Origin of the sequence: Halomonas salinarum (genome assembly GCF_012062845.1) — a bacterium.
Lineage (GTDB): Bacteria > Pseudomonadota > Gammaproteobacteria > Pseudomonadales > Halomonadaceae > Onishia > Onishia salinarum.
In genome coordinates this window covers 68,318-93,661 of the sequence record NZ_WWNB01000008.1, presented here as the reverse complement: position 1 = coordinate 93,661, position 25,344 = coordinate 68,318, and the positions used below count along the sequence as shown (strand labels likewise).

At 61.4% G+C, this 25,344-nt stretch carries 21 protein-coding genes; 6 read left to right on the top strand and 15 right to left on the bottom strand.

Annotation, left to right across the window (positions count from 1 at the left end; all coding sequences use genetic code 11):
• Positions 1 to 46 precede the first annotated feature (46 nt).
• On the bottom strand, positions 47 to 250 hold the full coding sequence (locus HF027_RS07930; protein ID WP_092523673.1) for a cold-shock protein: 204 nt from the start codon (positions 248 to 250) through the stop codon (positions 47 to 49).
• A 198-nt stretch (positions 251 to 448) separates the two neighbouring features.
• Positions 449 to 1,240 carry a ZIP family metal transporter gene (locus HF027_RS07925; RefSeq protein WP_209316422.1) on the bottom strand — a complete coding sequence of 264 codons (792 nt, stop codon included), beginning with the start codon at positions 1,238 to 1,240 and terminating at the stop codon, positions 449 to 451.
• Between the two features lie 509 nt (positions 1,241 to 1,749).
• Between HF027_RS07925 and HF027_RS07920 the strand changes: the two genes are divergently transcribed.
• Positions 1,750 to 3,075, top strand: a complete 1,326-nt coding sequence (locus tag HF027_RS07920; protein ID WP_168014503.1) for a pyridoxal phosphate-dependent aminotransferase — start codon at positions 1,750 to 1,752, stop codon at positions 3,073 to 3,075.
• Positions 3,076 to 3,083: 8 nt separating this feature from the next.
• Here HF027_RS07920 and hrpB read toward each other — a convergent pair whose 3' ends face one another.
• On the bottom strand, positions 3,084 to 5,528 hold the full coding sequence (gene hrpB / locus HF027_RS07915) for an ATP-dependent helicase HrpB (protein ID WP_168014501.1): 2,445 nt from the start codon (positions 5,526 to 5,528) through the stop codon (positions 3,084 to 3,086).
• A gap of 32 nt (positions 5,529 to 5,560) precedes the next feature.
• Positions 5,561 to 6,601 carry a dihydroorotase gene (pyrC, locus tag HF027_RS07910; RefSeq protein ID WP_168014499.1) on the bottom strand — a complete coding sequence of 347 codons (1,041 nt, stop codon included), beginning with the start codon at positions 6,599 to 6,601 and terminating at the stop codon, positions 5,561 to 5,563.
• Positions 6,602 to 6,808: 207 nt separating this feature from the next.
• On the opposite strand from pyrC, the gene HF027_RS07905 reads away from it, so the two are divergent.
• On the top strand, positions 6,809 to 7,285 hold the full coding sequence (locus tag HF027_RS07905) for a hypothetical protein (RefSeq protein WP_209316421.1): 477 nt from the start codon (positions 6,809 to 6,811) through the stop codon (positions 7,283 to 7,285).
• A gap of 92 nt (positions 7,286 to 7,377) precedes the next feature.
• On the top strand, positions 7,378 to 7,965 hold the full coding sequence (locus HF027_RS07900) for an outer membrane beta-barrel protein (protein WP_168014497.1): 588 nt from the start codon (positions 7,378 to 7,380) through the stop codon (positions 7,963 to 7,965).
• Positions 7,966 to 8,171: 206 nt separating this feature from the next.
• Here HF027_RS07900 and HF027_RS07895 read toward each other — a convergent pair whose 3' ends face one another.
• Both HF027_RS07895 and HF027_RS07890 read right to left on the bottom strand, forming a co-directional pair.
• Positions 8,172 to 8,873, bottom strand: a complete 702-nt coding sequence (locus tag HF027_RS07895) for a pseudouridine synthase (RefSeq protein ID WP_168014495.1) — start codon at positions 8,871 to 8,873, stop codon at positions 8,172 to 8,174.
• Positions 8,873 to 9,676, bottom strand: a complete 804-nt coding sequence (locus tag HF027_RS07890; protein ID WP_168014493.1) for an amidohydrolase — start codon at positions 9,674 to 9,676, stop codon at positions 8,873 to 8,875. The genes HF027_RS07895 and HF027_RS07890 overlap by 1 nt, the downstream gene beginning before the upstream one ends.
• Before the next feature lie 159 nt (positions 9,677 to 9,835).
• Between HF027_RS07890 and rarD the strand changes: the two genes are divergently transcribed.
• Positions 9,836 to 10,762: an EamA family transporter RarD gene (rarD, locus tag HF027_RS07885; protein ID WP_168014491.1), complete on the top strand. Its 927-nt coding sequence runs from the start codon at positions 9,836 to 9,838 to the stop codon at positions 10,760 to 10,762.
• 6 nt (positions 10,763 to 10,768) lie between these two features.
• The gene (locus HF027_RS07880; protein WP_168014489.1) at positions 10,769 to 12,484 is read left to right on the top strand and encodes a SulP family inorganic anion transporter; all 1,716 of its coding nucleotides are present in this window, start codon (positions 10,769 to 10,771) and stop codon (positions 12,482 to 12,484) included.
• Between the two features lie 196 nt (positions 12,485 to 12,680).
• Here HF027_RS07880 and lhgO read toward each other — a convergent pair whose 3' ends face one another.
• Complete coding sequence (gene lhgO / locus HF027_RS07875; RefSeq protein ID WP_168014487.1) at positions 12,681 to 13,883, bottom strand: L-2-hydroxyglutarate oxidase; 1,203 nt, start codon at positions 13,881 to 13,883, stop codon at positions 12,681 to 12,683.
• Between the two features lie 207 nt (positions 13,884 to 14,090).
• Here lhgO and csiR point away from each other — a divergent pair, with 207 nt between their 5' ends.
• Complete coding sequence (gene csiR / locus HF027_RS07870; protein ID WP_168014485.1) at positions 14,091 to 14,825, top strand: DNA-binding transcriptional regulator CsiR; 735 nt, start codon at positions 14,091 to 14,093, stop codon at positions 14,823 to 14,825.
• A 201-nt stretch (positions 14,826 to 15,026) separates the two neighbouring features.
• Here the strand turns inward: csiR and HF027_RS07865 are convergent, their stop codons facing one another.
• The 8 genes from HF027_RS07865 to osmF form a co-directional block, all read right to left on the bottom strand.
• Positions 15,027 to 16,847 (bottom strand): protein kinase domain-containing protein, encoded by a 1,821-nt coding sequence (locus HF027_RS07865; protein WP_168014483.1) that lies wholly within the window; start codon positions 16,845 to 16,847, stop codon positions 15,027 to 15,029.
• Positions 16,848 to 17,087: 240 nt separating this feature from the next.
• Complete coding sequence (locus HF027_RS07860) at positions 17,088 to 18,794, bottom strand: dihydrolipoyllysine-residue acetyltransferase (RefSeq protein WP_168014481.1); 1,707 nt, start codon at positions 18,792 to 18,794, stop codon at positions 17,088 to 17,090.
• 28 nt (positions 18,795 to 18,822) lie between these two features.
• Positions 18,823 to 19,800, bottom strand: coding sequence for an alpha-ketoacid dehydrogenase subunit beta (locus tag HF027_RS07855; protein WP_168014480.1), 978 nt, complete (start codon positions 19,798 to 19,800; stop codon positions 18,823 to 18,825).
• A gap of 1 nt (position 19,801) precedes the next feature.
• Positions 19,802 to 21,040 (bottom strand): thiamine pyrophosphate-dependent dehydrogenase E1 component subunit alpha, encoded by a 1,239-nt coding sequence (locus HF027_RS07850; protein WP_168014479.1) that lies wholly within the window; start codon positions 21,038 to 21,040, stop codon positions 19,802 to 19,804.
• A gap of 325 nt (positions 21,041 to 21,365) precedes the next feature.
• The gene (locus HF027_RS07845; RefSeq protein WP_168014478.1) at positions 21,366 to 22,121 is read right to left on the bottom strand and encodes an ABC transporter permease; all 756 of its coding nucleotides are present in this window, start codon (positions 22,119 to 22,121) and stop codon (positions 21,366 to 21,368) included.
• Entirely contained in the window at positions 22,111 to 23,229 is a 1,119-nt protein-coding gene (locus HF027_RS07840; protein ID WP_168014477.1) for an ABC transporter ATP-binding protein, read from the bottom strand. The genes HF027_RS07845 and HF027_RS07840 overlap by 11 nt, the downstream gene beginning before the upstream one ends.
• On the bottom strand, positions 23,222 to 24,154 hold the full coding sequence (locus tag HF027_RS07835) for an ABC transporter permease (protein WP_245184596.1): 933 nt from the start codon (positions 24,152 to 24,154) through the stop codon (positions 23,222 to 23,224). The genes HF027_RS07840 and HF027_RS07835 overlap by 8 nt, the downstream gene beginning before the upstream one ends.
• A 282-nt stretch (positions 24,155 to 24,436) precedes the next feature.
• A complete protein-coding gene (osmF, locus tag HF027_RS07830) occupies positions 24,437 to 25,333 on the bottom strand; it encodes a glycine betaine ABC transporter substrate-binding protein OsmF (RefSeq protein ID WP_425338672.1) in 897 nt (298 codons plus the stop codon).
• Positions 25,334 to 25,344 lie beyond the last annotated feature (11 nt).

The following is a 25,344-nucleotide window of genomic DNA, read 5'->3' as shown; positions in this document are numbered from 1 at the left end:
TGAGGCTTTAAGCCTCTAATGCTTGGTTCAACCAAGCCCAGCGGCGTTATGCCGGCTGGATGTTCGAAGCCTGAAGGCCTTTCTGGCCTTGAGTTACTTCGAAAGTCACTTCCTGACCGTCTTGGAGAGACTTGAAGCCTTCCATTTTGATTTCGGAGAAGTGAGCAAAGACATCATCACCGCCGTCAGACGGAGCGATGAAACCAAAACCTTTTGCGTCGTTGAACCACTTAACTGTGCCAGTTGCCATCTTAACGATCCTTACGCTTTTGCGCGTTGATACTATTGCCGGGTGTTACCCGTTAAACAGTGGGTAAACAAGAAAGAAATACACCAGCACGATCAAAGGGGACCGCTTACAACTGACGTTCTACTACTTGCTAACCAACTGTGTGCACTATGGAGCTTTTGCGAAGCTGGGTCAACCCCCGTCTTCCTTGAGCCTGGTTTATCCCAACCAGACATCAAGGAAAAGCATTATCACCAACCCGGTAGACAGCCCGGCGGTCGCCTTGTTCTGGTGACCATTGCGATGCGTCTCGGGAATAATTTCGTGACTGATGACATAGAGCATGGCCCCTGCAGCAAAGGCCAGCCCCCAAGGCAACAGCAGCGACGATAGCGTCGTTATGCCCGCGCCTATTAGCCCGCCCAGACATTCGACCAGGCCCGTCATGGCGGCGATCCCCCAAGCCTGACTACGCCGATACCCCTCGCCCATCAGCGCTACCGCGACGGCCAGTCCTTCCGGCATGTTCTGCAGGCCAATCCCCACGGCAAGCGGCATCCCACCTGCCATCCCATCTGATCCAAAGCCGACGCCTACTGCCAGGCCTTCCGGAAAATTATGGATAGTGATCGCCATGATGAATAACCAGACCCGCCGCAGCGAGACACTCGAAGGCCCCTCTGGCCCAGTCTCGAAGTGTTCATGCGGCAAGAACTCATTGAGAAGCGCCACGGCACCAATGCCCAGAAGAATGGCTGCTGACGCAATGGCAGCCGGTATCATGCCAGCCCCGTATTGGCCCTCAGCCGTATCGAGGGCGGGAATGATCAAGGAGAAAAATGACGCAGAGAGCATGACGCCTGCAGCAAACCCCAGCGACAAATCACGGATACTGGGAGAGGGAGTCTTTCCAAACAGAACAGGCAAAGCGCCAACGGCCGTCATCAAGCCTGCGACCAGACTGCCAAGCGTGCCAAGCATCAGGGGAGACAGGCTGCTGATATCAGGCATGAGTCGGATGTTTCCTTTATCTCTGGAGATGACGTGATGGAGAGAGAGAACTCCTCGGCTAACCTTGACGCTTTAGCCTATCTACCCTTTATTCCAAATGGTACGACAGCCGAGATAGACCGCCTCCTTGGGCCTTATCTTCTCGTTTCTTCACTCTTATCTAACTGTCGCACACCTATTAATCCAGGCGACTGGCCTCACCTGAGGCCCTTCTGGATGCTTAATCGAGAAGAGCTATCTAACTGATGCTCAGTCCAAGCTACGCTAGGGTAAGGCAGAAAAAATGCCACTACCACCGCTGCGATTTCAGACAAATGCTGGCCCCTTCTTCTTCAATTCCAGAGCGCGCTATTCCTTCTGGCCGAGATGCTTCTGTCACGCTTGGCGACACATCTAGGAAACGATGCCATCTAGAGAACCCCTCGCCGTGAAGCGCTGATCTCACGCCTGGGCGTCGAATAACACCGGCCTATACTTCAACCCGCGACACCATTACACAGGAGCTCGCTATGCCTTTGCCCTCCCACCCTTCATCCGCCAGCACATCGACCTTGGCTGAGCGACTGAACGCCGGCGAGGCGCCCCGCGCCTCGGATACCCTGTTGATCAACGAGCAGTCGCGCCTGCGCGAAGCCGGCGGCGAGCGCGTGATCAAGTTCGGTTTCGGCCAGTCGCCCTTCCCGGTCTTCGCGCCGGCCGTCGAGGCCCTGGCCGCCCATGCCGCCGACAAGGCCTATCTGCCGGTACAGGGGCTGGCCACGGCTCGGGAGGCGGTCGCCGCCTTTCATCGTGAGGTCGACGGCGTGGACTGGCAGGCCGGGGAGATGCTGCTGGCGCCCGGCTCGAAACTCCTGCTGTTCGCCCTGATGAAGGCGCTACCCGTCGATGCCGAGGTATTGATACCGGACCCGGCCTGGGTCTCCTACGCCCCTCAGGCACGCATGTGCCATCTCGCTACCCGGCGCCTGCCCTGCAGCTTCGAGAGCCGCTGGCATGTCACCGCGGCCTCCCTCGAGGCGGCACTGGCCGAGAGCACCGAGACGGGCAAGACGGACAACCGGATGCGCCTTTTGATCCTCAACCAGCCCAGCAACCCTACCGGCCTGTCGATGAGCCATGCCGAGCAGGCGGAACTCGCGGCGGTGGCCCGGCGCCACGACCTGCTGGTCCTGTCCGACGAGATCTACGGCGTGCTCGACCATGACGGCAGCCACCGCGCCTTCGCCCGGGACTACCCGGAGGGCACCGTGACGACCACCGGCCTGTCGAAGTGGTGTGGTGCAGGGGGATGGCGTTTCGGGGCCATGCACGTGCCAGCGGTACTGGGCGACGCGCTGTTTACCCGGCTGCTCGGCATCGCCTCCGAGACCTGGTCGAGCGTCGCGAGCCCCGTGCAGGAAGCCGCCTGCGTGGCCTATCAACGCACTCCGGCGCTTGACGGCTATATCAATCGCCAGCGTGAGATTCTCGCCGAGGTCGGTCAATGGGCCGCCGAGGAGCTCACTGCCGCAGGTATCCGCACCCATCCGCCCGATGGGGGCTTCTATCTGTATCCGGATTTCGAGGCCCTTCGCGAGGCCCTGGCCAAGCGCGGCATCACCACCGGCAGTGAACTGACGCAGGTGCTGCTCGAGAAATGCGGTGTGGCGCTGCTGCCCGGCTCCGCCTTCGGCGCCCCCGCCGAGCGGCTGACGGCACGCCTGGCGTATGTGGACTTCGATGGCGCCGCCCTGCTGGCCACCTCGGGCCCAGTGATCGAACATCCAGGCCTTGAGAAGGTACGCGACGGCATCCAGGCGCTTTCCGAATTCGCCAAAAAACTCGAGAGCAACTAAAGCAACGCCTATCGCAGCTTATGCTTGGTGCGGGCGGTGGCCTGTGCAGCCCAGGGGTCTTCGGGCCAGGGATGCTTGGGGTAGCGTCCACGCATGTCCTTGCGCACCTCGAAGTAGCCATTGGCCCAGAAGCTCGCCAGATCCCGGGTGACCTGCAGGGGCCGCCCGGCGGGCGACAGCAGGTGCAGCAACACCGGCACGCGGCCGCCGGCGATGCATGGCGTCTCGGCGAGCCCGAACAGCTCCTGCAGCTTGACCGCCAGCACCGGCTCGGCGCCGGTATAGTCGAGACGAATCCTGGAGCCGCTGGGCACGCTAAGATGCGTCGGCGCCAGATCATCCAGGGCCTGGCGTTGCGGCCAGTCGAGCCGATCCAGCAGGATCTTCGCCAGGGGCAGGCGGTCGAGTTTGTCGAGTCGTCGCACGCCCTCGAGATAGGGCGCCAGCCAGGTCTCCAGATCGGCGAGCAGGGCCGCTTGCGACCAGTCGGGCCAGGGATCACCCAGGGTGCGACGCAGAAGTGCCACGCGCGCCAGCAGCTGCTCGGCCGCCGCGTCGACGGCGAGTGCACCACGGCGACGTACCGCCGCCAGCAGAGCCTCACGGACCGCCTCGGCGGGCAGGGTCTGCAGGGGCCGCCGCTCGAGTATCAGCTCGCCAAGCGCCCTGACCTCCTCGCCGATCAGCCGCCCCTCGTCATCGCTCCACTCGAGCCGAGGGCGAAACGTCCGGACCTGAGGAAAGAGGGCTTCCAAGCGGGACAGGGAAAGCGCCGCGCCACGATAGATCTTCGCGCCCTGCGCCTGCCCATCCAGCTCGGCTGCGACCAGCGCCTCGGCATGCGCCAGCGGATGATCCGTCTCGATCAGCGCCAGGTTGCCGGCGGCCAGCTTGAAGCGCCCCGGGGACTGGTAGAGAGCCACCCGCTCGGGATAGGCCAGCGCCAGCAGTTCACCGAGCGGCGCCAGGGCATCGACCCTGAGTCCACACCGGGCCACGCCGGCCAGGCGCCGGGCATCGCGATACCACTGCCCCTCGCCGCCCCGGGCATCGCGGCCGGGCAAACGCGCCAGCGTCACCGCTAGGTCACGCGCTTCGCCGCCCGCACGGGACTCGAGCAACGCCGCCAGCCAGCAGGCCAGCGCCCTGGCCTCGAACTCGCCCGCTCGCTCGAGCATCACCGCCAGCCGCGGGTGACAGGGCCAGCGAATGCAGGCCCGACCCAATGCGGTCAGTTGGTGCATGTCATCGAGCACGCCAATACGCAGGAGCAAGGCACGCCCTGCAGCGAGGGGGCCCGCGGGGGGCGGTGTAACCCAATCAAGGGCCGCGGCCTCCTTGACGCCCCAGCGCGCCAGCTCGAAGGCCAGCGGCGCCAGGTCGGCCTGAACGATCTCGGGCTCACCGTGAGGCGGCAATGGCTGCTCCTCGGCCCATAGCCGATAGCAGACCCCGGGGCCCTGGCGCGCGGCACGCCCGCGCCGCTGGTCGGCGCTGGCCCGGTTGAGGCGCTGCGTGGCGAGCCGCGTCAGTCCCAGCCGAGACTGAAAGACCGGCACCCGCTCGAAGCCGCCATCGATCACCACCCGCACCCCATCGACGGTCACGCTGGACTCGGCAATGGCGGTGGCCAGCACCACCCGACGCCGGCCCTGCTCATCCCGGCTCAACGCACGTTGCTGCTCCGCCAGCGGCAACCGGCCATGCAGTTCGAGTACCACGATGTTAGCCGAGAGGCCGGACAGCGCTCGTACCAGCCGGCGGATCTCACCGACCCCGGGCAGGAAGACCAGGATGTCGCCCTGATTCGCTGCCAGGGCCTCGCGGACCACCGCGGCCTGCTGACGGGCAGCCTCGTCACGCGAGTTCACCGGCCGATGATGGGTGGTGACGGGGTAGGCACGACCGGGGCAGTCGATCAACGGGGTCGATTCACCCAGCACCGCCTTGAGCGACGCCACATCCAGGGTCGCCGACATCACCAGCAGGCGCAGATCATCGCGCAGCCCCTGTTGCGCATCCAGGGTCAGAGCCAGCCCCAGGTCACCCTCCAGGCTGCGTTCATGGAACTCATCGAAGATGATCCCGGCCACTCCCTCGAGCATCGGGTCGTCCTGCAGGAGGCGCGTCAGCACGCCCTGAGTGATGACCTCGAGGCGGGTGTCCGGCCCCACCCGGCTCTCGCCGCGCATGCGATAGCCCACCGTCTCGCCGAGCGACTCGCCGAGTTGCGAGGCCATATGCCGCGCGGCGAGCCGAGCCGCCACGCGACGGGGCTCGAGCAGCAGCAGCTTGCCCTGGCGGCTCCAGGGCTCGTCGAGCAGCGCGAGGGGCACCCGGGTGGTCTTGCCGGCGCCGGGTTCGGCGACCAGCAGCACGCGGGGATTGTCGGCCAGCGCCTGACGAATGGCCGGCAGGCGAGCCTCGATGGGTAGCGTGGGCGTGCCCGTCATAAGGTTGCCATCATATTGAGGACTCGCGTGGCTCAGGCGCCGGCCAGCTTCCAGGGCAGCGTCTCACCGGCCATCAGCGGCACGATCACCTCATCGCCGACATACTCGAGCTCGGCTGGCAGCTGCCAGTCTTCGCGGTTCAGCGTCACGCTGCCCTGGTTACGCGGCAGTCCATAGAAATCCGGACCGAAGTGGCTAGCAAAGCCCTCGAGCTTGTCCAGTGCACCGGCCTGCTCGAAGGCGGTCGCATAGAGCTCCAGGGCGGCAGGGGCGGTGAAGGCACCGGCACAGCCACAGGCGCTCTCCTTGGCGCCGCGAGCGTGAGGCGCGCTGTCGGTCCCCAGGAAGAACTTGGGCGAACCGGAGGTTGCCGCCTCGATCAGGGCCGCCCGATGGGTCTCGCGCTTCAGCACCGGCAGACAGAAATAGTGCGGGCGAATGCCGCCAACCAGCATATGGTTGCGGTTGAACAGCAGGTGATGCGCGGTGATGGTGGCGGCGACGTTGTCCGGCGCCTGACGCACGAAGTTCACTGCATCGGCGGTGGTGATGTGCTCGAATACCACCTTGAGAGTCGGATGGCGCTCGAGCAGCGGCGTCATGACGCGCTCGATGAACACCGCCTCGCGATCGAAGATGTCGATCTCCGGCGATGTCACCTCGCCATGCACCAGCAGCGGCAGCCCGAGGCGTGCCATGGCCTGGATGGCCGCATCGCAGTGGCGCACGTCGGTCACGCCTGAAGCCGAGTTGGTGGTGGCCCCGGCGGGATACAGCTTGACCGCCTTGACCACCCCGCTATCAACCGCTCGTTCGATCTCCTCCGCCGGCGTGTTGTCGGTGAGATAGAGCACCATCAAGGGCTCGAAGCGGCTACCCTCGGGAAGCGCGGCCAGGATACGCTCCCGGTAGGCAAGTGCCTGCTCGGTGGTCGTCACCGGCGGCGTCAGGTTGGGCATGATGATGGCTCGAGCGAACTGGCGGGCACTGTAGGGCAAGACGGCCTCGAGCGGCTCGCCATCGCGCAGGTGAAGGTGCCAATCGTCGGGGGTGGTGAGGGTCAGCTGGTTCACGGCGGTTCCTGTGTGATGGATGGCGGGCGCATAGTATAACGTCTCAACCTCGCCACGTGACGGTTACGCCATCAATCGACATACGGACTTGGCTTTCGACTACGCTCTTACCTCACCATCGATGCCTCGAGGGGTACGGCAACAAGAGCTTGCGACAAGCCCCGTCGGGATACGTATCATGGTGGCCTTTATTAACGGAGAGACATCATGTCTAGGGTTCGCCGGTCAGCCGATATCATTGCCGCCTTGGAGGGCGCCATGTGGCTGGCCTTGGCCTGGTCTGTCAACTTCTCGATCTGGGAAGACTCCACGATGCCGACCGTGGCCGCCATGACCCTGGTCGCCACCATCCTGCTGGTCAGCTGGGGCCACCGGCCGATGCGCATCACCCTGCGCCGCTTCCGGGTTCGCCGGCGGCGCACCGAGATGCAGATGCATCTCTTCGCCCTCCCCCTGCTAATGGCGTTGTTCTTTGCGGTCGTGGTCGAGGGCCTTCTCATGATGCCGCTGAACGGTAGCCAGAAGATGCTGATGGTGAACATCCTGGCGTCGGCTGGCTGGGTCGTCTTCGTGCTGACGCAGGCCTTCAAGTCACTACTTTTCACCTTTCGAAGCCGCATCAATACCAAGACGAAAAACACGGCCAAGCTCTTGGGCGACAAAAATTTGAGTGACAAAAAATAGCGAAAGCCCATCCAGAGCACTAAGCTTGAAGTCGATAATTGACTCCATCGAGATATCGATACCGACCAGGTAGATGAAAAGGCGGATTACACATGACGCCACGCACGTTGAGCCGTTTGCTGATCACCCTGACCTCGCTCTCATTGCTTGCTACAAGCCCGATGACGCTTGCTGCAAGAACGGACGAGGGGTCGATCTATACCGACACGCAAGATGGCGGTATTGCCCTGGAAAATGGCTTGAGCCTTGGTGGCAGCATGGTCGACTTGGCTAACGGCGTAACGACCGGTTTCCGTGTCATGGCGGGCTATTTCTTCTCTCGTCTACCGCATCTGGAATTCGGTGCAGAGCTTGCATATCTGGAGAGCGACAATGTGTCGGTCTCACGGGAAGGCTCTCCCACCCTCCTGGATACCACCAGCATGAACGGTAGCCTACTTGCAGGAGTGAAGCTGGGCCGCGTCGGAGTGTTCGCTAAATCGGGGCTTGCCGAATGGAAAGGCCACATCGACTCCAGCGAGTCATCAGGCTCGATCGGTGGTACCGCTCCCATCTATGGCATGGGCGCCAACATCCGTCTCTACCGCTCGCTTGTTGGTCAGCTGGAATACGAGGTCATTGATTCCAATGACCTCACTCACCTGAAGGTAGCGACCGCTTCCGTGGTTTTTCGGTTCTGAGTGTCAAGACGAACGCAGCAAACCTGCTTACGCTCAGTTAATGTCGCCAAGCCTTGTGACTTCTTTGAAGCTTAAGATCTCCTACCCGACATCCCTTCTCGATAACTCTTTCAACTGACAAGTTCAGCCGTCTCTCCATGCCGACCATTGCGCAGGGAGGAAGGAGTCTCTAAAAAATGGAAGAAAGAAGATAACGGTATAAGAATCTAGAAAGCGGCGACTTCATCCTCGCTGAGATGACGCCACTCGCCAGGCGCCAAGGCAGCATCCAACGCAATCGGGCCGATTGACGAGCGATGCAGATCCGTCACGTGATTGCCTATGGCCGCGAACATGCGCTTGACCTGATGATACTTGCCTTCGATCAGTACCAGACGAGCCCGCTGGGCATCAATCATCTCAAGCTCGGCAGGCTTGGTGGGGTGCTCTTCACCGTCAAGCAGCACGCCTTCCCGGAAGGCCTCGATCGCCCGGCGCGCCTCTTCGCCTTCGAGCGGTTCGGCAAGCTTCACGTCATAGACCTTCTCGCAGCGTCGCTTGGGCGATGTAATGCGATGCGACCACTGACCGTCGTCGGTCATCAGTACCAAGCCGGTGGTATCGACATCCAGACGCCCCACAGGATTCAGGCGCTCGGTCTTGGGCAGTTCGATAAGCTCATGAGCCAGTGGATAGAGACCGCGGCGAGCACTACATTCGACACCAGCGGGCTTATGTAGCATCAAGTAGCGCGTACCAACCAAAGCAAGCGACTGTCCCAGCCAGCTCACCCGATTATGCGAACCGACCTGTGTGGCCGGGTTCTTGACCACGACACCATCGACCATGACTTCTTCCCGATGCATGGCCTTCTTGGCCAAGCTACGAGTCAGGTCAGTGGTGTTGCTGAGAAACTTGTCCAAACGCATTAAAAAGAAACCTCAAAATCATCAGCGTCCCGCCAGGCAGGAAACTTGTCGCGAAAATCTTCAAGCGCTTGTCGCTCGATAGTCGCGGTGTGAAGGAAAGCTTGATCGCGGGGAGGGTCGACAATGGGCTCGCCCTTGAAGTCCAGCAACATGGAATCACCGGCATAGGCAAGACCCTTGGCATCTTCGCCAACTCGGTTGACGCCGATCACATAGCAGAGATTCTCGATCGCACGGGCAGCCAACAGGGTCCGCCACGGCTGGCGACGCGGGGCAGGCCAATTGGCGACACATAACATTACGTCATACTCGAAGTGCTCGCCTTCGCGGGGTTGCTGACGCATCCATACCGGGAATCGCAGGTCATAGCAGACCGACAGCAATAGCCGAAACCCTTTGAGTTCGACAATCACGCGTTCATCACCGGCACCATAACGTTCGTGCTCACCGGCCATTCGGAAAAGATGGCGCTTGTCATAGTGGGTGATGCTGCCGTCCGGCCGTGCCCAGATCAGGCGATTGTAACAGTTGTCACCGTCTTCGATGGCGACACTGCCGGTCACCACACAACCGCGCGACATGGCCTGATGCCTGAGCCAGGCGACAGTACTGCTCTGCGCCATGGGTTCGGCCATCTCCCGAGAGTTCATGGTGAAGCCTGTCGAGAACATCTCGGGCAGCACGATGAGATCCGTCTCGGCTTCTCCCAGGTCACCGAGCAGCTCCTCGAGCATCTCGCAGTTGGCTTGGGGGTTTTCCCAGCGCAGGTCACACTGCACCAGAGTGGTTCTTAAATCGCTCATGACGCACACTCCTCTGATCAACCCAGTGTCACCCTATCTTAACGGTCTCGACCGCATCGTGTCGTCGATTGGTCTAACTGGCGCTGCCGACATTGGCTAGGGCTCATGAAGGCGGTGTGCTAGCTTTATACTTTTCATCGGCGAGGCAGGGACGCATCAATGGTAAAGTCGGCAAATTCCTCATCCCGAGATTCACAAGCCACCAAGGGTGTCACCTTGGGGCTTGGCGCGTATGTGATGTGGGGTTGTTTCCCGCTGTTCTTTGCCCTCTTCGATGATGTGCCAGCCCCCGAGATCCTGCTCCATCGCATTATCTGGTCATGCCTTTTCCTGGTGATACTGGTAAGCGTACTGGGGCGCTGGTCAGCGGTCATTAGTGCCCTGCGCGAACCCAGTCGGCTCGGACGAGTGCTGGGCTGCGCGATACTGATCGCCGTGAACTGGGGCATTTATATCTATGCTGTGGAAAGTCGGCAGGTATTGCAGGCAAGTCTTGGTTATTTCCTGACTCCCTTGGTCAATGTGGCGCTAGGCATGCTGATACTACGCGAGCGTATGCATCGCTTGCAGGGCGTAGCAGTGGTACTTGCCGGCATCGCAATCGCCATTCAATTGATTGGCCTGGGCGAGCTTCCCTGGATCACGTTAGTGCTGGCCTTTTCCTTCGGCACCTATGGCCTACTGCGCAAACAAGTACCGCTGGACGGCCTTTCTGGACTATTCGTCGAGACGCTACTGCTTTTCCCGATAGCCCTCTTCTTCGCCTCCTGGTTAGGGCTCCAGGGTAGCGGCCACTTCCTGGAAAGCCCGACCACCACGGCACTGCTCATCACCAGCGGGATCATCACTGCCTTGCCCCTTCTGGCCTTCGCCGGCGCTGCCCGTCGGCTTCGCCTGGCGACGCTTGGCTTTCTGATGTACATCAACCCAAGCATCCAGTTTGGCATTGCCCTGCTGGTGTTCCATGAACCCCTGGCGCCACAGCAACTGGCGAGCTTCCTGCTGATCTGGGTAGGCCTTGCGTTATACTCTTGGTCGGCATGGTCATCTCGCGCACGCACCAGTCCCGCTTCAAGCCATAAGTAGAGCCACATGTTCAAGCGCTACCTGCCCATACTGACCTGGCTACCACATTACACGAGTCGTCTGTTTGCAGCCGATCTCATGGCTGGTGTGATCGTCAGCATCATGGTCATTCCCCAATCACTGGCCTATGCGATTATCGCAGGCTTGCCGCCGGTGGTCGGGCTCTATGCCAGTATCCTGCCACTGCTGGCTTATACCCTGTTCGGAACCAGCCGCACCCTCGCGGTAGGTCCCGTCGCTATTCTCGCCCTGATGACCGGCGCCGCCCTGGCGCCCATCGCGGTGGCGGGCAGTCAGGCGTATTTGCAGGCAGCCATGGTACTTGCCCTGCTATCGGGCTTGATGCTTACGTTGATGGGTGTCTTCAAGCTGGGATTCTTCGCCAATTTCCTGAGCCATCCGGTGATCTCCGGCTTCCTTACCGCCTCAGGGCTTTTAATTGCGACCAGCCAGGCCGCCAACCTGCTGGGTATCTCGGCATCCGGCTTTAACGTCACAGAGTTGTTGCCGGGTCTAATTTCGAGCTTGCCCAATACGCATGCCACAACGCTTGCCATCGGCGCGGGTAGCCTAGCCTTTCTGGTGCTGATGCGTCTCTGGGGCCGGCAGAGCCTGCGTGCTATCGGCCTGCCGGCCGGGGTCGCCGATCTGATTGCCAAGGCAGGGCCGGTCTTTGCCGTGATCATCACGACCCTAGTGACCTGGCACTTCGATCTCGATAGCCAGGGCGTCGCTGTCGTCGGTGATATTCCCAAGGGTCTACCCCCCATCATGCTACCGGGCTTCGACCTGTCCCTATGGCATGAACTATTGGTGCCGGCCCTATTGCTTAGCGTGGTGGGATTCGTCGAGTCCGTTTCGATGGGGCAGATGCTGGCCGCCAAGCGCCGCCAGCGAATATCGCCCAATCAGGAACTGATCGGTTTGGGCACGGCCAATATTGCCGCCGCCGTCTCGGCGGGCATGCCGGTCACCGGCGGACTCTCTCGCACCGTGATCAACTTCGATGCCGGTGCCCAGACACCTGCCGCCGGCACTATCGCGGCCATCGGCATCGCCCTGGTGACAGTGGCGCTAACACCGCTTCTTTACCATCTGCCAGTCGCCAGCCTCGCCGCCACCATCACGGTATCAATTCTGACCCTTGTTGATGTGAAGATGATCCGCCAGACGTGGCGCTACTCGCGCAGCGACTTCAGCGCCATGGCAGCGACCATTCTTCTGACCCTGGTCGAGGGCGTAGAAGCAGGCATCATCGCCGGGGTAACACTTTCGATCGGTCTCTTCCTGTATCGCACCAGCCGCCCGCACAGCGCCCTGGTGGGCCGGGTACCGGGAACCGAGCATTTCCGTAACATGACCCGCCATGACGTTGAAAGCGAGAGCCATGTGGCCTTGCTGCGCATCGACGAGAGCCTCTACTTCGCCAATGCACGCTACCTTGAGGACACTGTCTATGCTCTGATCGCCAGCCGGCCGGAAGTCGAGCATGTGGTGCTGATCTGCTCAGCCATCAACCTGATAGACGCCTCTGCCCTCGAGAGTATCGATGCCATCAACGAACGCCTGAAGGATTCCGAGGTCACCCTGCATCTGGCCGAGGTCAAGGGACCAGTGATGGACAAGCTCAAGCAAAGCGACCTGCTGGACAACCTCTCAGGCCGAGTCTTCCTTAGCACCTACGCCGCCTGGTGCGAGCTTCGCAAGCACCCTGATGAATGACCGCCTAAACGGCGTTCATCAAAGCGCCAGCTTTCAGGCAGCGGGATGACCATCAGTCACGTCGAAAGTAAAAGTGGAAGCAGGAGTGCGAATGGGAATGACATCGTCAGGGCGACGGGCAGGCCAAAAGATCATGCTTCTCCCGGTCAATGCAGGCCTTCAAGGCGCTTAGTGCCATCGCCCATATCCTCGTGGCTCAACTCAGATCCGCCAGACGCTCTTTGACTCGCGCGACAATGTGGGTACCAATCGGTATTGCCGATGTGGCAGCCGGCGACGGCGCGTTGCAGACGTTGACCGTCAGCCGGGTATCGACAAACAGAAAGTCATCGATCAGCTTGCCTTCACGAGATACTGCCTGAGCCCGCACACCGGCCGGATAAGGCTCGAGATCATCGATAGAAAGGCTTGGGCAATACTTGCGAACCTCATTGAGGTACCCGCGCTTGTAGAGTGAGTTCTTCATCTCGATCAACCCCGGGCGCAGGTTAGCCTTGAGCACCTTGAGGATTCCCGGGTGAGTCAACATCTGTCCCATGTCAGCCAGTGACACATCGGTCTTGCGATAGCCCTCGCGCTTTAGCGCCAGCACGGCATTCGGCCCCACGGTGACACTGCCGTCGATCATGCGGGTCAAATGCACGCCCAGAAACGGCATGGCGGGATCGGGAATCGGGTAGATCAGGTGACTGACGATCTGGCGGTGCTTCTCCGGCAGTCGATAGTACTCGCCGCGAAACGGGCAGATAATGAAGTCAGGTGCCTGGCCAAGCATCTGCACCACTCTGTCGGCCATCAGCCCGGAACAGGTCACCAGAAACTTGCCGTGGATATCGCCACCGGGGGTTTCGACCACCACCTCACGAAAGCGCTCCTGTATACCGACCACTTCAGTGGAATACCGGATATCGCCTCCCATGCGCTCGATCTCGCTGGCCATGGCCCGCGTCACTTCGGCGTAATCAACGATGCCGCTGGAGGGTACGAAGATGCCTCCCATACCGGTGATATTGGGCTCCCTTTCGTACAATGCATCGGCGCCGAGCCACTCCCGCTCCAGACTGTTGGCTGCGGTGCGCTCCCAGAGTGCCTGCATACGCACCATTTCAAGAGCATTAGTGGCCACCAGCAACTTGCCGCATTCGTCAAAGCGGATACCGTGCGCTTCACAGAAGGCTTTGGTAGCACGATTACCCTCGAGGCAGAAGCGCGCTTTCAGGCTACCTGGTGTGTAGTAGACGCCTGCATGGATCACGCCGCTGTTATGACCGGTCTGATGCCTGGCACAACCCGCTTCCTTCTCGACGACCAGCAGACGGCTGTCGGGATAGGCCTTGGCCAACTGCATGGCAGTGGACATGCCCAGAATGCCTCCGCCCAGAATGATGAAATCGTACATCCGCATCGCCTCGCTGTTGGTAGATATCCTGGTCGCGCCACCCTTCTGCCGCGTTTCAGACGACACCTAACCCTGCCATGGCGAATATAGCGTCTTGGCGTGGGTGATCCACAAGGCATCCTTGAGGCCCATCAGAGACGATATGCCCATTCCCACCGGATTGGGTATCATGTGGCGATTATCATCACCTCGCGATGGAAAGCACTTATGGCCCCCTCCACCGACAAGGACACTACCCCTCGTCCAAGCCCTGCCCAGCAAGGAGAGCCGCGCCAGAATATGGGCGTCAGCGCCTATGCATGGCTCAAGCAGGACATCATTCAAGGCGTCTACCAGCCGGGTGAGAAACTCTTGATGAGTGGCCTCAAGGAGCGTTACGCGCTTGGCGTCAGCCCCTTGCGTGAAGCGTTGTCACAGTTGGTAGCCGAGCACCTGGTGGTGGCTATCAGCCAACGCGGCTATCGCGTGGCGCCCATGTCGGTCGATGAGCTCAACGATATCTATGACGCACGAGCCCAGCTTGAAGCCATGCTGGTACGCCTGGCCATCGAGCGCGGCGATGATGCCTGGGAAGCAGATATACTGGCCAGGGCCCATACGCTGGGCAAAGTGGCCGAAGTGCATAGTCCCGATGAAATGCTCGATGTCTGGGACCGCCGCCACCAGGATTTCCATAGCGCCATGGTCGCCGGCTGTGGCTCTCGCCAATTGCTGATGGCCAGGGAAAGTCTCTTTGATCAGGCCGCACGCTATCGCCATCTCTGGCTCTGCCAGACAGCGTTTTCTGATCAGGCATTGGCTGCCAAGCGACAGGAGCATGCAGCCCTTGTCGATGCGGTACTTGCCCGAGAAGCCGATCAAGCCGCTAACCTGATATGTGACCACATGATGACGCCGGTACCGATCATCACCGACCTGCTGAAGGCGCGCGGACTGGTCTGATCGCCTGCCTCAGGGCCGCCGATGCCGCTTCACGATCAACGATGGTGATCTTCATCCGGCAGAGCCCCCCGCAAGAATCCCTCATTGCGACTTTCTTGACCTATTGGCTACTGCGGCTAGTCGACCGTCGGATGATGACGCAGCGGCTCATGCTAGCGAAAGCGCGTCATCGCATGTCGGTCAGGCGAATTCGCAAACCACTTATGCATAGGGGTTCTTGGGATAGTAGCGCTCCGGCATGCGCTCGATGTGGGCAAAGAACTTGGTGTCCTTGTAGGGCATCTTCATGAAGCCCGACACCCCAATTCCCTCGATCAGCGCCACCGCGGCCAGAATGTCATCCAGTCGCTTGCGAAACTCGTCCTCACGCTCGGGATCCAGCAGCCGGTAGTAGCTATGAATTTTCAGGTGGGTGGGCAGCGCCTCGAAGATGATCATCCCCGTGTGGTGGATGGCATTGAGGGCCTCCAGGGAAGCGATGATCTCATCGGGCAGCACCAGGAATTCCTCGGGGTCCGGGCCATCCTCGAAGTAGGAGTGAACCCGGGTATGGTCCTCGAGCTCGGGAACCGCGCTGACCTCATAGGGCAGGCGCATGTCGGGCGTAAGAATAAACGGTTGATCAGGCCCGTGGCGGTCGACATGCAGGGTCTCCCGCGCATTGAACAGGCAGCTCTTGAAGATCCCCCGTCGATAGATGGCGCGTGCCAGACAGATCATGTTGTTGACCGCACTGACGAAGGCCTCCTTCAGCGCGGGATCATGCAGGTTCAGTGAGGTATCAACGTAGATGCCATCGGCCTCCCAGCGAATCGCCAATCCACCGACCACCGGATAGCGCCCCAATCGGCTGACCGCCGCCAGGAAGGCCTTCTCGGTCTCCCCCATGCCCTGCATGAAGTTCTTGTAATAGCGGTCGAGCTGAACGTCATTGACCTCGCTCATCTGCTCGGGTGCCCCCTCCTCACGCAGGAAGGCCTTGCGCGAGCTGTAGACCACGGTATCGATCTCCCGCTCGGCAGGCCGCACCCATACCGGTAGCAGGGGCGACTCGGGGGCTTCGTCGAGATCGATCATCACCGTGCGTGCCAGTCGCGGCATCTCGGCAAGGAAGTAGTCGCCGGCCTGCAGACGCAGCGCAGGGTCCGGCGAGAGCATGGCGTCGAGCATGCGGGCAAATTCCCTGGGCAGCCCAAGCGACGTCGCCGGAATCGCCCGGTGGCCGAAGCGACAGGACTGCCCCGAGGCCAGCGCATAGAGAGTGCCGGCCGCGCCCTGCTCGTCAAAGCGTGGCGAGGAAAGCGCGCCATTCAGCTGCTCCTCACCGATAAAATAGACATCGCCTAGCCGAGCATTGGTCTGCTGCAGGTTGTCGGACATCAGCTCCATGACGTTGGTGGCCACGTGCTGCAATCGCTCGTCGAGTTGCGCGAACACCGACGAGCCCCAGTCGATCAGAGCAATTCGCTCGTTGGCGGCATCGAAGACCAGGTTGGAGGGCTTGATGTCGCCATGTACCAGCGGCTTGTGTCGCCCCGATTCCTGCCGCAGATGGCGCAGGATATCCGCCAACTGGGCGGCAATGCGCACCACCAGCCGCGGCGCCAGTCGTCCGTGGCGTAATGATACCTCCTCGAGGTTCTCCCCCGGCGCTCGCTCCATGACCAGGATCGACTGGTTACGTACTCGTTGATAGGCGATCAACCTGGGTACCCGCGGGTGCTCGACCTGCTCGAGCATGAAGGCCTCTTCCTCGAGCCGTTCCTGCAGACGCTGGGGCAGGGTCACCCGCGAGAACTTGAAAACATGCTCGACCTCGCCATCCAGATGCCTTGCTCGCCCCGCGAAGACGAAGCCGTAGGCGCCCTTGCCGATCAGCGCGATATCTCGATAGCCGAGTTGCTCGAGCTGGGTCTGGCAGAGCGCGACCCAGTCCTTGAGCTTCTTGGCATCATCATGGCTGAGCAGATAGATCGACTGCTCTTCCGGGATGTAGAACTGCTGGAGCGACGTCGCCGTCATGGGCTCATCCCGTTACGGTGTCTTTCAATCCTGATCAAAGAGTGTACTTCAACACCTCCTCGGGTTGGCGGCAGGTCATCGCGAGGGCGCTGTGAACCCTTCCATGGGCACTACTTTCGCCATCCCTGGCGAAAGACCCTCGCTGCCACCTGCCCCGCCGCCAGGAAATCGGGATAGGGTGTGGAAATGCATTAGGCTGCTTCTGCCAGGCGACGAGCACAGACACTCGGCATACAATGCCTAACCAAGGTGAAGCAGCATGGACTGCGGTGACTCCAGATAGCCCTTCCAGCGATTGACGAAGCGGGCGATGGTCCCGCCATCGATCAGGCGGTGATCACCCGACCAGGTGGCGGTCATGATCGCGCGACTCACCACCTGGCCCTCGGCATCGAAGCGCGGCAGTCGCTGTGTCTTGCCGATGGCAACGATAGCCACCTCCGGAGCATTGATAATCGGCGTGGCATAGGTGCCGCCCAAGGCGCCAATGTTGGAGATGCTGATGGTACCGCCCTTCAGATCCGCCTGCGGTACATGCCCCTCGCGAGCGGCCTGAGTCAGGCGCTCGATCTCGGAGGCGATGGCCAGCAGGCTCTTGCACTCGACACCCTTCACATTGGGCACTATCAAACCGGCCCGGCTATCCACCGCCATGCCGATGTTGCAGGCACGCTGGTAGTGAATCTCGGTGACCTCATCATTGAGCCGGCTGTTGAGAATCGGAAAATCCCGCACGGCAAGCGCCAGCGCCTTCATGAAGAAGGGCATCAGGGTCAGCTTTACCCCCAGCTCCTCGGCCTCAGGCTTGAGACGCTCGCGCAGCGCCAGCAACTCGGTGACATCGATCTCGTCGCCATAAGCAAAATGCGGAATGGTGCTCGCCGACGCCGCCATGCGACGAGCCATTACCGCCTGGATACCCCTTAACGGCTCGACTCGCACCCCGCCTTCGACCTCGGCCATGGCATCCCCAGCTTGCGCCGATGAAGCGGAGGACTCTGCAGGCCGCTCGGGGTAGAGGTGATGATCTTCTGCCTGAGCGACTTTTGCCTGGTCGAGATAGCGCAACACGTCGTCCTTGAGCACCCGACCGTCCTTGCCAGAGCCAGGAATGGCAGACAGGCTCAACTCATGCTCGCGCACCAGCCGCCGAACCGCAGGGCTCGCCGGAATACGCCCGAAGGCGCCACGGCCGCACTTCGAAGCGACATGACCTTCTTTAGAGGCGCCATGGCCTTCATTGGTAATACCTTGCGCTTGATGTGCGGCCGCATTTTTCCCTGCTGCTTGCGCCTGCTCGGTCGGCCTATCCTCTGTGGGTTCAGCGGCAGTGGCCGGTGCCTCGGGCAAGTAAGCGAAGAGTGGCGAATGCACGCGGGCATGCTCACCCTGCTGGTAGTGCAACCGGCTGACGCGGCCCGCCTCGGGGGCGGTGATTTCGACCAGCGCCTTGTCGGTCATCACATCGACCACCGGCTGGTCTTCTAGGATCTCATCGCCCTCCTGAATGCGCCATTCGACCACCTCACACTCGACGATGCCCTCACCGATATCCGGGAGAATGAAATCGATGGTATCGCCCCCCATGGCGGCTGCTGTCGTGGCATTCGAAGCATCCGCAGGTGTCGGCGCCTGGTCAGTTATCGGCTGTGACTCGGCTTCCGAGGAGGCTACTGAGTCCTCACCATTCCCCCGTTCTGGCTGGTCGGACTCGTCTGCCACCAGGTCAAATAGTGGCGCATGCACCTTGGCGATCTCACCTTCCTGGTAATAAAGCCGGGTCACCCGACCATCATAGGGCGCAGGAATTTCCACCAGTGCCTTATCGGTCATCACCTCGGCGACGGCCTGGTCCTCCTTGATCACGTCGCCCTCGCCGACCAGCCACTTGACCACTTCGCACTCCACGATACCTTCGCCGATATCGGGCAGCATAAAATCGCTCATCGTTGCTCTCCTGTCCGGATATCGGGACCTAGTACGCCATGCTCGCCTTGATCGCCTCGAAGACCTTGAGGCGATCGGGCAGGTATTCCTTCTCCAGCGTCAGCGGGAAGGGCGTATCCAGGCCGGTGACCCGGCTGATCGGCGACTCCAGGTACAGGAAACAGCGCTCCTGGATGGTGGCGGCGATCTCGCCGGCGAAGCCGCCGGTCAATGGGGCCTCGTGGCTGATCACCAGTCGGCCAGTCTTGAGTACCGAGGTCGCGACGGTCTCAACGTCCCAGGGCAGGATGCTGCGCAGGTCGATGATCTCGCAGGAGATGCCCTCCTTCTCGGCGAGCTCGGCGGCCTCTTCGATCACCTCCATCTGCGCCCCCCAGGCCAGTAGGGTGATATCCCGGCCCTCCTTGACCACCTCGGCCTCGCCGAGTGGCAGCTGATAGTCACTCTCCGGCACCTCACCGGTCGAGGCCCGGTAGAGCCGTTTGGGCTCGAAGAACAAAACAGGGTTGGGATCTCGGATGGCGGCCAGCAACAAGCCCTTGGCTTGATGCGGGTTGCGGGGCACCACGACCTTGAGGCCCGGCGTATGGGCGAAGTAGGCCTCCGGCGACTGGGAGTGATAGAGGCCACCGGAAATGCCGCCGCCATAGGGGGCGCGAATGGTCAGACCGCCGACGTTGAACAGGCTGCCCGAGCGATAACGGAACTTGGCCGACTCGTTGACGATCTGGTCGAAGGCCGGAAAGATGTAATCGGCGAATTGGATCTCCGCCACCGGCGTCGAGCCCTGGGCGGCCAGGCCGTTGGCGAAGCCGATGATGCCCTGCTCGACAAGCGGGGTATTGAAGCAGCGCGCCTTGCCGTATTTTTCCTGCAGGTGGCTGGTGGCTCGAAAGACGCCACCGAAGCCACCGACGTCTTCACCGAAGCACAGCACTCGCTCGTTGTCGGCCATGGCGATATCCAACGCCTGGTTGATCGCCTGCAGCAGATTCAGGGTCGCCATCTCAGTGCCCTCCCTGGTCGGTCACATCATCCGATGATGTAGACGAGCCTTGGGCCGAACGTTCGGTCGAGTATCGAGAAGCGCTCTTCGGATAGGCCTCTGGATACAGTCGGATATGGGCTTCCAGCTTGGCAAGCTGCTCGTTCAATTGCGTCGTGGGCGTGTCATAGACATCGGTGATCAGGCTCTCCAGCGGCGGCGCCGGGCACTTCTGGGCGACTTTCATGGTCTCCAGCACCTCCCGGCGCAGGCGCTCCTGCAAGTCCTTCTCTTCGTCGTCGCTCCACCACTCTCGCCCTTCCAGCCAGCGACGCAGACGCAGGATAGGGTCTTTCTCGCGCCAGGCTTCTTCTTCCTTCTTGCTGCGATAGCCGGAGGGATCATCGGAAGACGAGTGGGCCGCCAGGCGATAGGTCATGGCCTCGATCAGTACCGGCTGGTTCTGCTCGACGGCCAGCCGGCGCGCCTCCAGAGTCGCCTGATAGACCGCCAGCATATCGTTGCCATCGACCCGGATGACACGCATCTTGTAGCCAAAGGCCCGCGGGGCGACGCCATCGGCGGCAAACTGCTCGACCGCCGGGGTGGAGATCGCATAGCCGTTGTTGCGACAGAAGAAGATCACCGGGACCTTGTGTACGGTGGCCATGTTCAAGGCCGCATGGAAATCGCCCTCCGAGGCGGCGCCCTCGCCAAAGTAGGTGATGGTGCAGTGACCGTCACCGGCCAGCTTCTGCCCATAGGCATAGCCGGTAGCCTGAGGAATCTGGGTGGCCAGCGGCGAAGAGATGGTCATGTAATGCAGCGCCGCCGAGCCATAGTGGATCGGCATCTGGCGGCCCTTGCCGTAGTCACGCTCATTGCCGAACATCTGATTCATGAATTCATCGCAGCTGAAGCCGCGATAGACCAGTGCCCCCTGCTCGCGATACTGAGCCATGATCATGTCGTCGTCATCCAGCGCCGCGGTACTGCCGATCACCGCGGCCTCCTCACCGGTACACTGCATATAGAAGCTCAATCGGCCCTGGCGCTGGGCGGCCAGCATGCGTTCATCGAGCACCCGGGTGAAGACCATGGCGTGGTAGATACGCAATGCCTTATCACGATCGAGATCTGGCGCCGTGGCGCCTTCGTAGAGGCTGCCGTCCTGCTTGAGTAAGGCAAAGGTATCGATCGAAAACTCGTCGCCTTCGAGGAAGTGCGGAGAGTGAACGAGCGAGGAAGTGGTGGTTGTCATGATGCTCTTCCCTGGGGTGGTGGTGAAAAGCCTCACGCCCCTTTTGAGGGCATGGTTAATCAGAAGATAGCCATAAACCCAAGCGATGACATACCGCTTGATCATCATCAACTGCCACATGGTTTACGTTAACGTAAGATAGATCCCGGCATGGGGTGCTGTATAGCCACCGCGCCTGAGACCATGGTCGCAGGCGCCATGAACGGCCAGTGATCCGCTATGGGCGAAAAGGAAAGAACGAGCAGGAAGGGGCAAGGCAGATCGAGACAAGGAGGGGCTAAACAGCGGTAAAGCGGCTCGAGATAAGAACTCGATAGGGGAACCGTCAGCGCTGTGCGGGCAGCAAGCGCGCAAAGACGCTGTCGATGGAAAGCGCCAACACGCCGATCAGAATCGCGCCCTGCAGAATGTAGGCCGTGTTGCCGTTGATGATGCCGGCGATGATCGGATCACCAAGGGTCTTGGCGCCGATGGTCGAGCCAATGGCCGCGGTGGCGATTCCCACGGTCACCGAGGTGCGGATGCCGGCCAGGATGACCGGCGCGGCCAGCGGTAGTTCGAGCTGCCAGAGCACCTGGCTTGGCGACATGCCCATGCCGCGGGCAGCCTCCCGGGTGGCGGGATCGACCTCGCCGATACCGACCAGGGTATTGCGCACGATCGGCAGCAGACCATAGAGCACCAGGGCCACCACCGTCGGCAGCCCGCCGAAGCCCAGCCAGGGCACAGCGAGCGCCAGCACCGCCACCGGCGGGAAAGTCTGCCCGATGGAGGCCAACTGACTGACCAGTGGCAGAAAATCGCGCCCCCAGGGCCGAGTCACCATGATAGCGGCACTCACCCCACAGACGATGGCGATGGTCGAGGCAACGGCGACCAGCAGCAGGTGGTTGACCAGCAGATCAACGAAGGCATCGCGACGATAGATGGGCTCCCGCGCCTCAGGATCGATGGCGGCAAACAGCGGCCCCAGGTGCGGCATGACGATCAGCAGGCCCGCCAGCACCGACAACCATGCCAGAGGTGCCACCCAGCGTCGCCAGGGCAATGCACTCACACCGGGTAGCGATTCACCCCTCATCACGACGCTCCTGAGGCGTGGCAGGCGCCGCTTCATTGCCTGCAACATCAGCATCACCCGCATCGCCTTTCCGGGAGTCTGTGCCGGGAGTATCAACCGCCTCGTCGTTGGTCTCGCGGCTGGCCTGATCCTTGTCCGTCTTGTCAGCGGGCACACTCTTGCGCTGCATGATGTCATCCACACCCAGCGTCCCTACAGTGCGATCGCGATCATCCACCACGGTCAGGCTCGATAGCCGGTGCAGCAGCATTACCGATAGTGCCTGTCGCACGTCATCATCGGCCCTGACCGCCGCTGCAGTAGTCTGGCGCCGCGCGCCGGTTGGATGCATCACATCACGCACCGGTATGAGGCCTGCCTGCTTGAGGCCCCGATCGCGTCCACCAAGCAATGACTCGACGAATTCATCAGCCGGTGCCGACAACAGCTCCTTGGGGCTACCCTGCTGAATGATGTTTCCGCGATGCATGACGACGATACGATCCGCAAGCTTCAGAGCCTCTTCCATATCGTGAGTCACAAAGACGATGGTCTTGCTCAGGCGGGCCTGAAGCCTGAGCAGTTCATCCTGCAAGGCTTCACGGGTGATGGGATCAAGGGCGCCGAAGGGTTCGTCCATCAGCAGGATGTCAGGGTCAGCCGCCAGGGCTCGGGCTACGCCGACGCGTTGTGCCTGACCGCCAGATAGCTGATGAGGGTACTTGTCAGCGAACTCGGATTCCTTGAGCCCCAGTAACGCCATCAGCTCGCGAGTTCGCTTCTCGATACGTTCGGCGGGCCATTTCAATAGCCGCGGCACCAGGCCGATGTTGCGTGCCACCGTCCAGTGCGGGAAGAGCCCGGTGCTCTGGATGGCATAGCCGATACGTCGCCGCAGCGCCTGCTCATTGATCTCGCGAATGGGCTGGCCATCGATATGGATCTCGCCGTCGCTGTGCTCGATCAGGCGATTGATCATACGCAGGGTCGTGGACTTGCCGCAGCCCGAGGTACCTACCAGCACGCACAACTCGCCAGTGGCGATGGCAAGTGAGAGATCATCAACGGCCGTGTCTCCGCCAAAGCGCTTGGAGACGTGTTTAAGCTCGATACGCACCTGCTCAGTCATCACGAGCTCCTTGTCGCAGCGCCCCGGCGAGGGCCGTCAATAAACCGTCAACCACGACCGCCATGACGATGATCGGCAAAGCACCGAGCAACACCAGATCCATGGCGGCCTGTCCCAGCCCCTGGAAGACGAAGGTGCCAAGCCCGCCGGCGCCGATCAGGGCGGCCACCGCCGCCAGACCGATCGCCTGGACGCTGGTAATGCGCACCCCTTCGATCAATACCGGCAATGCCAACGGCAAGCGCACTTGCAGAAAGACCTGACGCGGACTCATGCCCATACCACGAGCGGATTCGATCACACCGGGATCGACATCCGCGAGTGCCACGAAGGTGTTGCGCGTCATCGGCAAGAGGCTGTATCCCACCAGGGCGATCAGGGCCGGCGCAGCGCCAATTCCCTGCACACCGATCGCCGCCAGCCAGTCAAAACGATCGGCAAGCCAGGCCAGTGGAGCCAGCAGCAGGCCAAACAAGGCCAGGCTGGGGATCGTCTGAATCAGGCTCAGGACACCATTGATGCCTCGTTCAAGCCGTGACCAGCGGCGCATGGCCAGGGCCAGGCAAAAGCCCCACACCAGGCTCACCCCCACGGCCGAGGCTACCAAGAGGCTGTGATAGGCAAGCGCATCGATAAACTTATCGCTGCGACCCAGGTATTCCTGCATCAGGGAAAGTTTATCCAGCACCCCACTGGCAAGCGCCAAGGCCCAGGACCCCAGCATCATCGCCCCTACTCCCCACCAACTGCCACGCGGCAGCCGCAGGCGTCCCTTGAGCTCGATCAGTGCCAACATGAACACGAACAGCACGACCCAGAAGCCGGCCGCCAGCCCCGCCCGGGCGTAGGGCGCATCCGGGTCGATGAAGACATGACAGAACCCGGCAAGCGCCCAGGGCAGGCCGAGCATGGCAATAAGGGTCAAACAAAGCGCCAGGAGAAGTCTTCCTGACGTTGCTCGCCAGGCAAGGCAAGCGACGCCCACGGGGAATAGCGCCACGAACAAGCCCGCAGGCCCCAGCATCTTCCACAGATCGACGCCCTGTCCTGGCACAATCCGGTTGGGCTGCACGCTTGCAAGGTCAAGAAGTATGAGGGCCCCGAGGGCTGCCGACATCAGCACCAGCAGCACCCGATTTGGCGGCGGCTGCCGCCGGGCCCCGTGTGGCGATAAGGCCAAGGTGGTCAAGGCAATCCGCCCGCAGGCTTACTGCTCGAGACCATCGAGGAAGCGGGAGGCGACCTTGGCGGGGTCGGCGCCGTTGACGGACACTTCACCATTAAGACGCTGCAGTGTCTCGAGATCCAGGGCGTCGAAGACTGGCGAGAGCAGTTCGGGGATCTGCGGGTAGGCCTCAAGGACGTCTTCGCGCACCAGGGGTGCCGGCTGATAGACAGGCTGTACGCCGAGCGTATCGTCGAGCACGCGCAGGCCCAGAGCATTCAGGCCACCATCGGTGCCGTAGGCCATGGCAGCGTTGACGCCATTGGTCTGCAGGGCAGCCGCGCGCAGGGTCGCGGCAGTGTTGCCACCGGACAGCACCACCAGCTGATCGGAGTCGAGCTCAAAGCCGTAGGCTTCCTGGAATGCCGGTAGCGCTGCCTCGGATTCAACGAACTCAGCGCTGGCGGCAAACTTGAACTCGCCCCCATCGGCCAGATACTGAGACAGGTCGTCGAGCGACTCGAGGCCATGCTCGCTTGCCAGGTCCTCGCGCACACTGATCGCCCAGGTGTTGTTGGCCTCTGCCGGGGTCAGCCACACCAGATCATTGGCCTCACGGTCGAGTTCGCGGACCTTGTCATGTGCCTTGTCAGCATTCTTCCAGACTGGGCTATCAGCCATGTCGAAGAAGAAGGCGCCATTGCCGGTGTACTCAGGGTAGATATCGATTTCGCCAGCGATGATCGCCTCGCGCACGATGCTGGTACCACCCAACTGGAGTCGATTCTCGGTCTCGATCCCGCCAGCCTCTAGCGACTGCATGATCAATTCGCCGAGTACCGAGCCCTCGGTGTCAATTTTAGAGGACACAACCACCGGCTCCGCCGCCTGTGCCTGTCCGATTACGGCAGTGGCTGCCAATGCTGCAATCCATGTCATTGTCTGCTTCA

Excerpts from the sequence above, each read along its gene's own strand:
- HF027_RS07930 (WP_092523673.1), bottom strand. The coding sequence starts at position 250 with ATGGCAACTGGCACAGTTAAGTGGTTCAACGACGCAAAAGGTTTTGGT.
- HF027_RS07925 (WP_209316422.1), bottom strand. The coding sequence starts at position 1,240 with ATGCCTGATATCAGCAGCCTGTCTCCCCTGATGCTTGGCACGCTTGGC.
- HF027_RS07920 (WP_168014503.1), top strand. The coding sequence starts at position 1,750 with ATGCCTTTGCCCTCCCACCCTTCATCCGCCAGCACATCGACCTTGGCT.
- hrpB (WP_168014501.1), bottom strand. The coding sequence starts at position 5,528 with ATGACGGGCACGCCCACGCTACCCATCGAGGCTCGCCTGCCGGCCATT.
- HF027_RS07905 (WP_209316421.1), top strand. The coding sequence starts at position 6,809 with ATGTCTAGGGTTCGCCGGTCAGCCGATATCATTGCCGCCTTGGAGGGC.
- HF027_RS07900 (WP_168014497.1), top strand. The coding sequence starts at position 7,378 with ATGACGCCACGCACGTTGAGCCGTTTGCTGATCACCCTGACCTCGCTC.
- HF027_RS07895 (WP_168014495.1), bottom strand. The coding sequence starts at position 8,873 with ATGCGTTTGGACAAGTTTCTCAGCAACACCACTGACCTGACTCGTAGC.
- HF027_RS07890 (WP_168014493.1), bottom strand. The coding sequence starts at position 9,676 with ATGAGCGATTTAAGAACCACTCTGGTGCAGTGTGACCTGCGCTGGGAA.
- rarD (WP_168014491.1), top strand. The coding sequence starts at position 9,836 with ATGGTAAAGTCGGCAAATTCCTCATCCCGAGATTCACAAGCCACCAAG.
- HF027_RS07880 (WP_168014489.1), top strand. The coding sequence starts at position 10,769 with ATGTTCAAGCGCTACCTGCCCATACTGACCTGGCTACCACATTACACG.
- lhgO (WP_168014487.1), bottom strand. The coding sequence starts at position 13,883 with ATGTACGATTTCATCATTCTGGGCGGAGGCATTCTGGGCATGTCCACT.
- csiR (WP_168014485.1), top strand. The coding sequence starts at position 14,091 with ATGGCCCCCTCCACCGACAAGGACACTACCCCTCGTCCAAGCCCTGCC.
- HF027_RS07865 (WP_168014483.1), bottom strand. The coding sequence starts at position 16,847 with ATGACGGCGACGTCGCTCCAGCAGTTCTACATCCCGGAAGAGCAGTCG.
- HF027_RS07860 (WP_168014481.1), bottom strand. The coding sequence starts at position 18,794 with ATGAGCGATTTTATGCTGCCCGATATCGGCGAAGGTATCGTGGAGTGC.
- HF027_RS07855 (WP_168014480.1), bottom strand. The coding sequence starts at position 19,800 with ATGGCGACCCTGAATCTGCTGCAGGCGATCAACCAGGCGTTGGATATC.
- HF027_RS07850 (WP_168014479.1), bottom strand. The coding sequence starts at position 21,040 with ATGACAACCACCACTTCCTCGCTCGTTCACTCTCCGCACTTCCTCGAA.
- HF027_RS07845 (WP_168014478.1), bottom strand. The coding sequence starts at position 22,121 with ATGAGGGGTGAATCGCTACCCGGTGTGAGTGCATTGCCCTGGCGACGC.
- HF027_RS07840 (WP_168014477.1), bottom strand. The coding sequence starts at position 23,229 with ATGACTGAGCAGGTGCGTATCGAGCTTAAACACGTCTCCAAGCGCTTT.
- osmF (WP_425338672.1), bottom strand. The coding sequence starts at position 25,333 with ATGACATGGATTGCAGCATTGGCAGCCACTGCCGTAATCGGACAGGCA.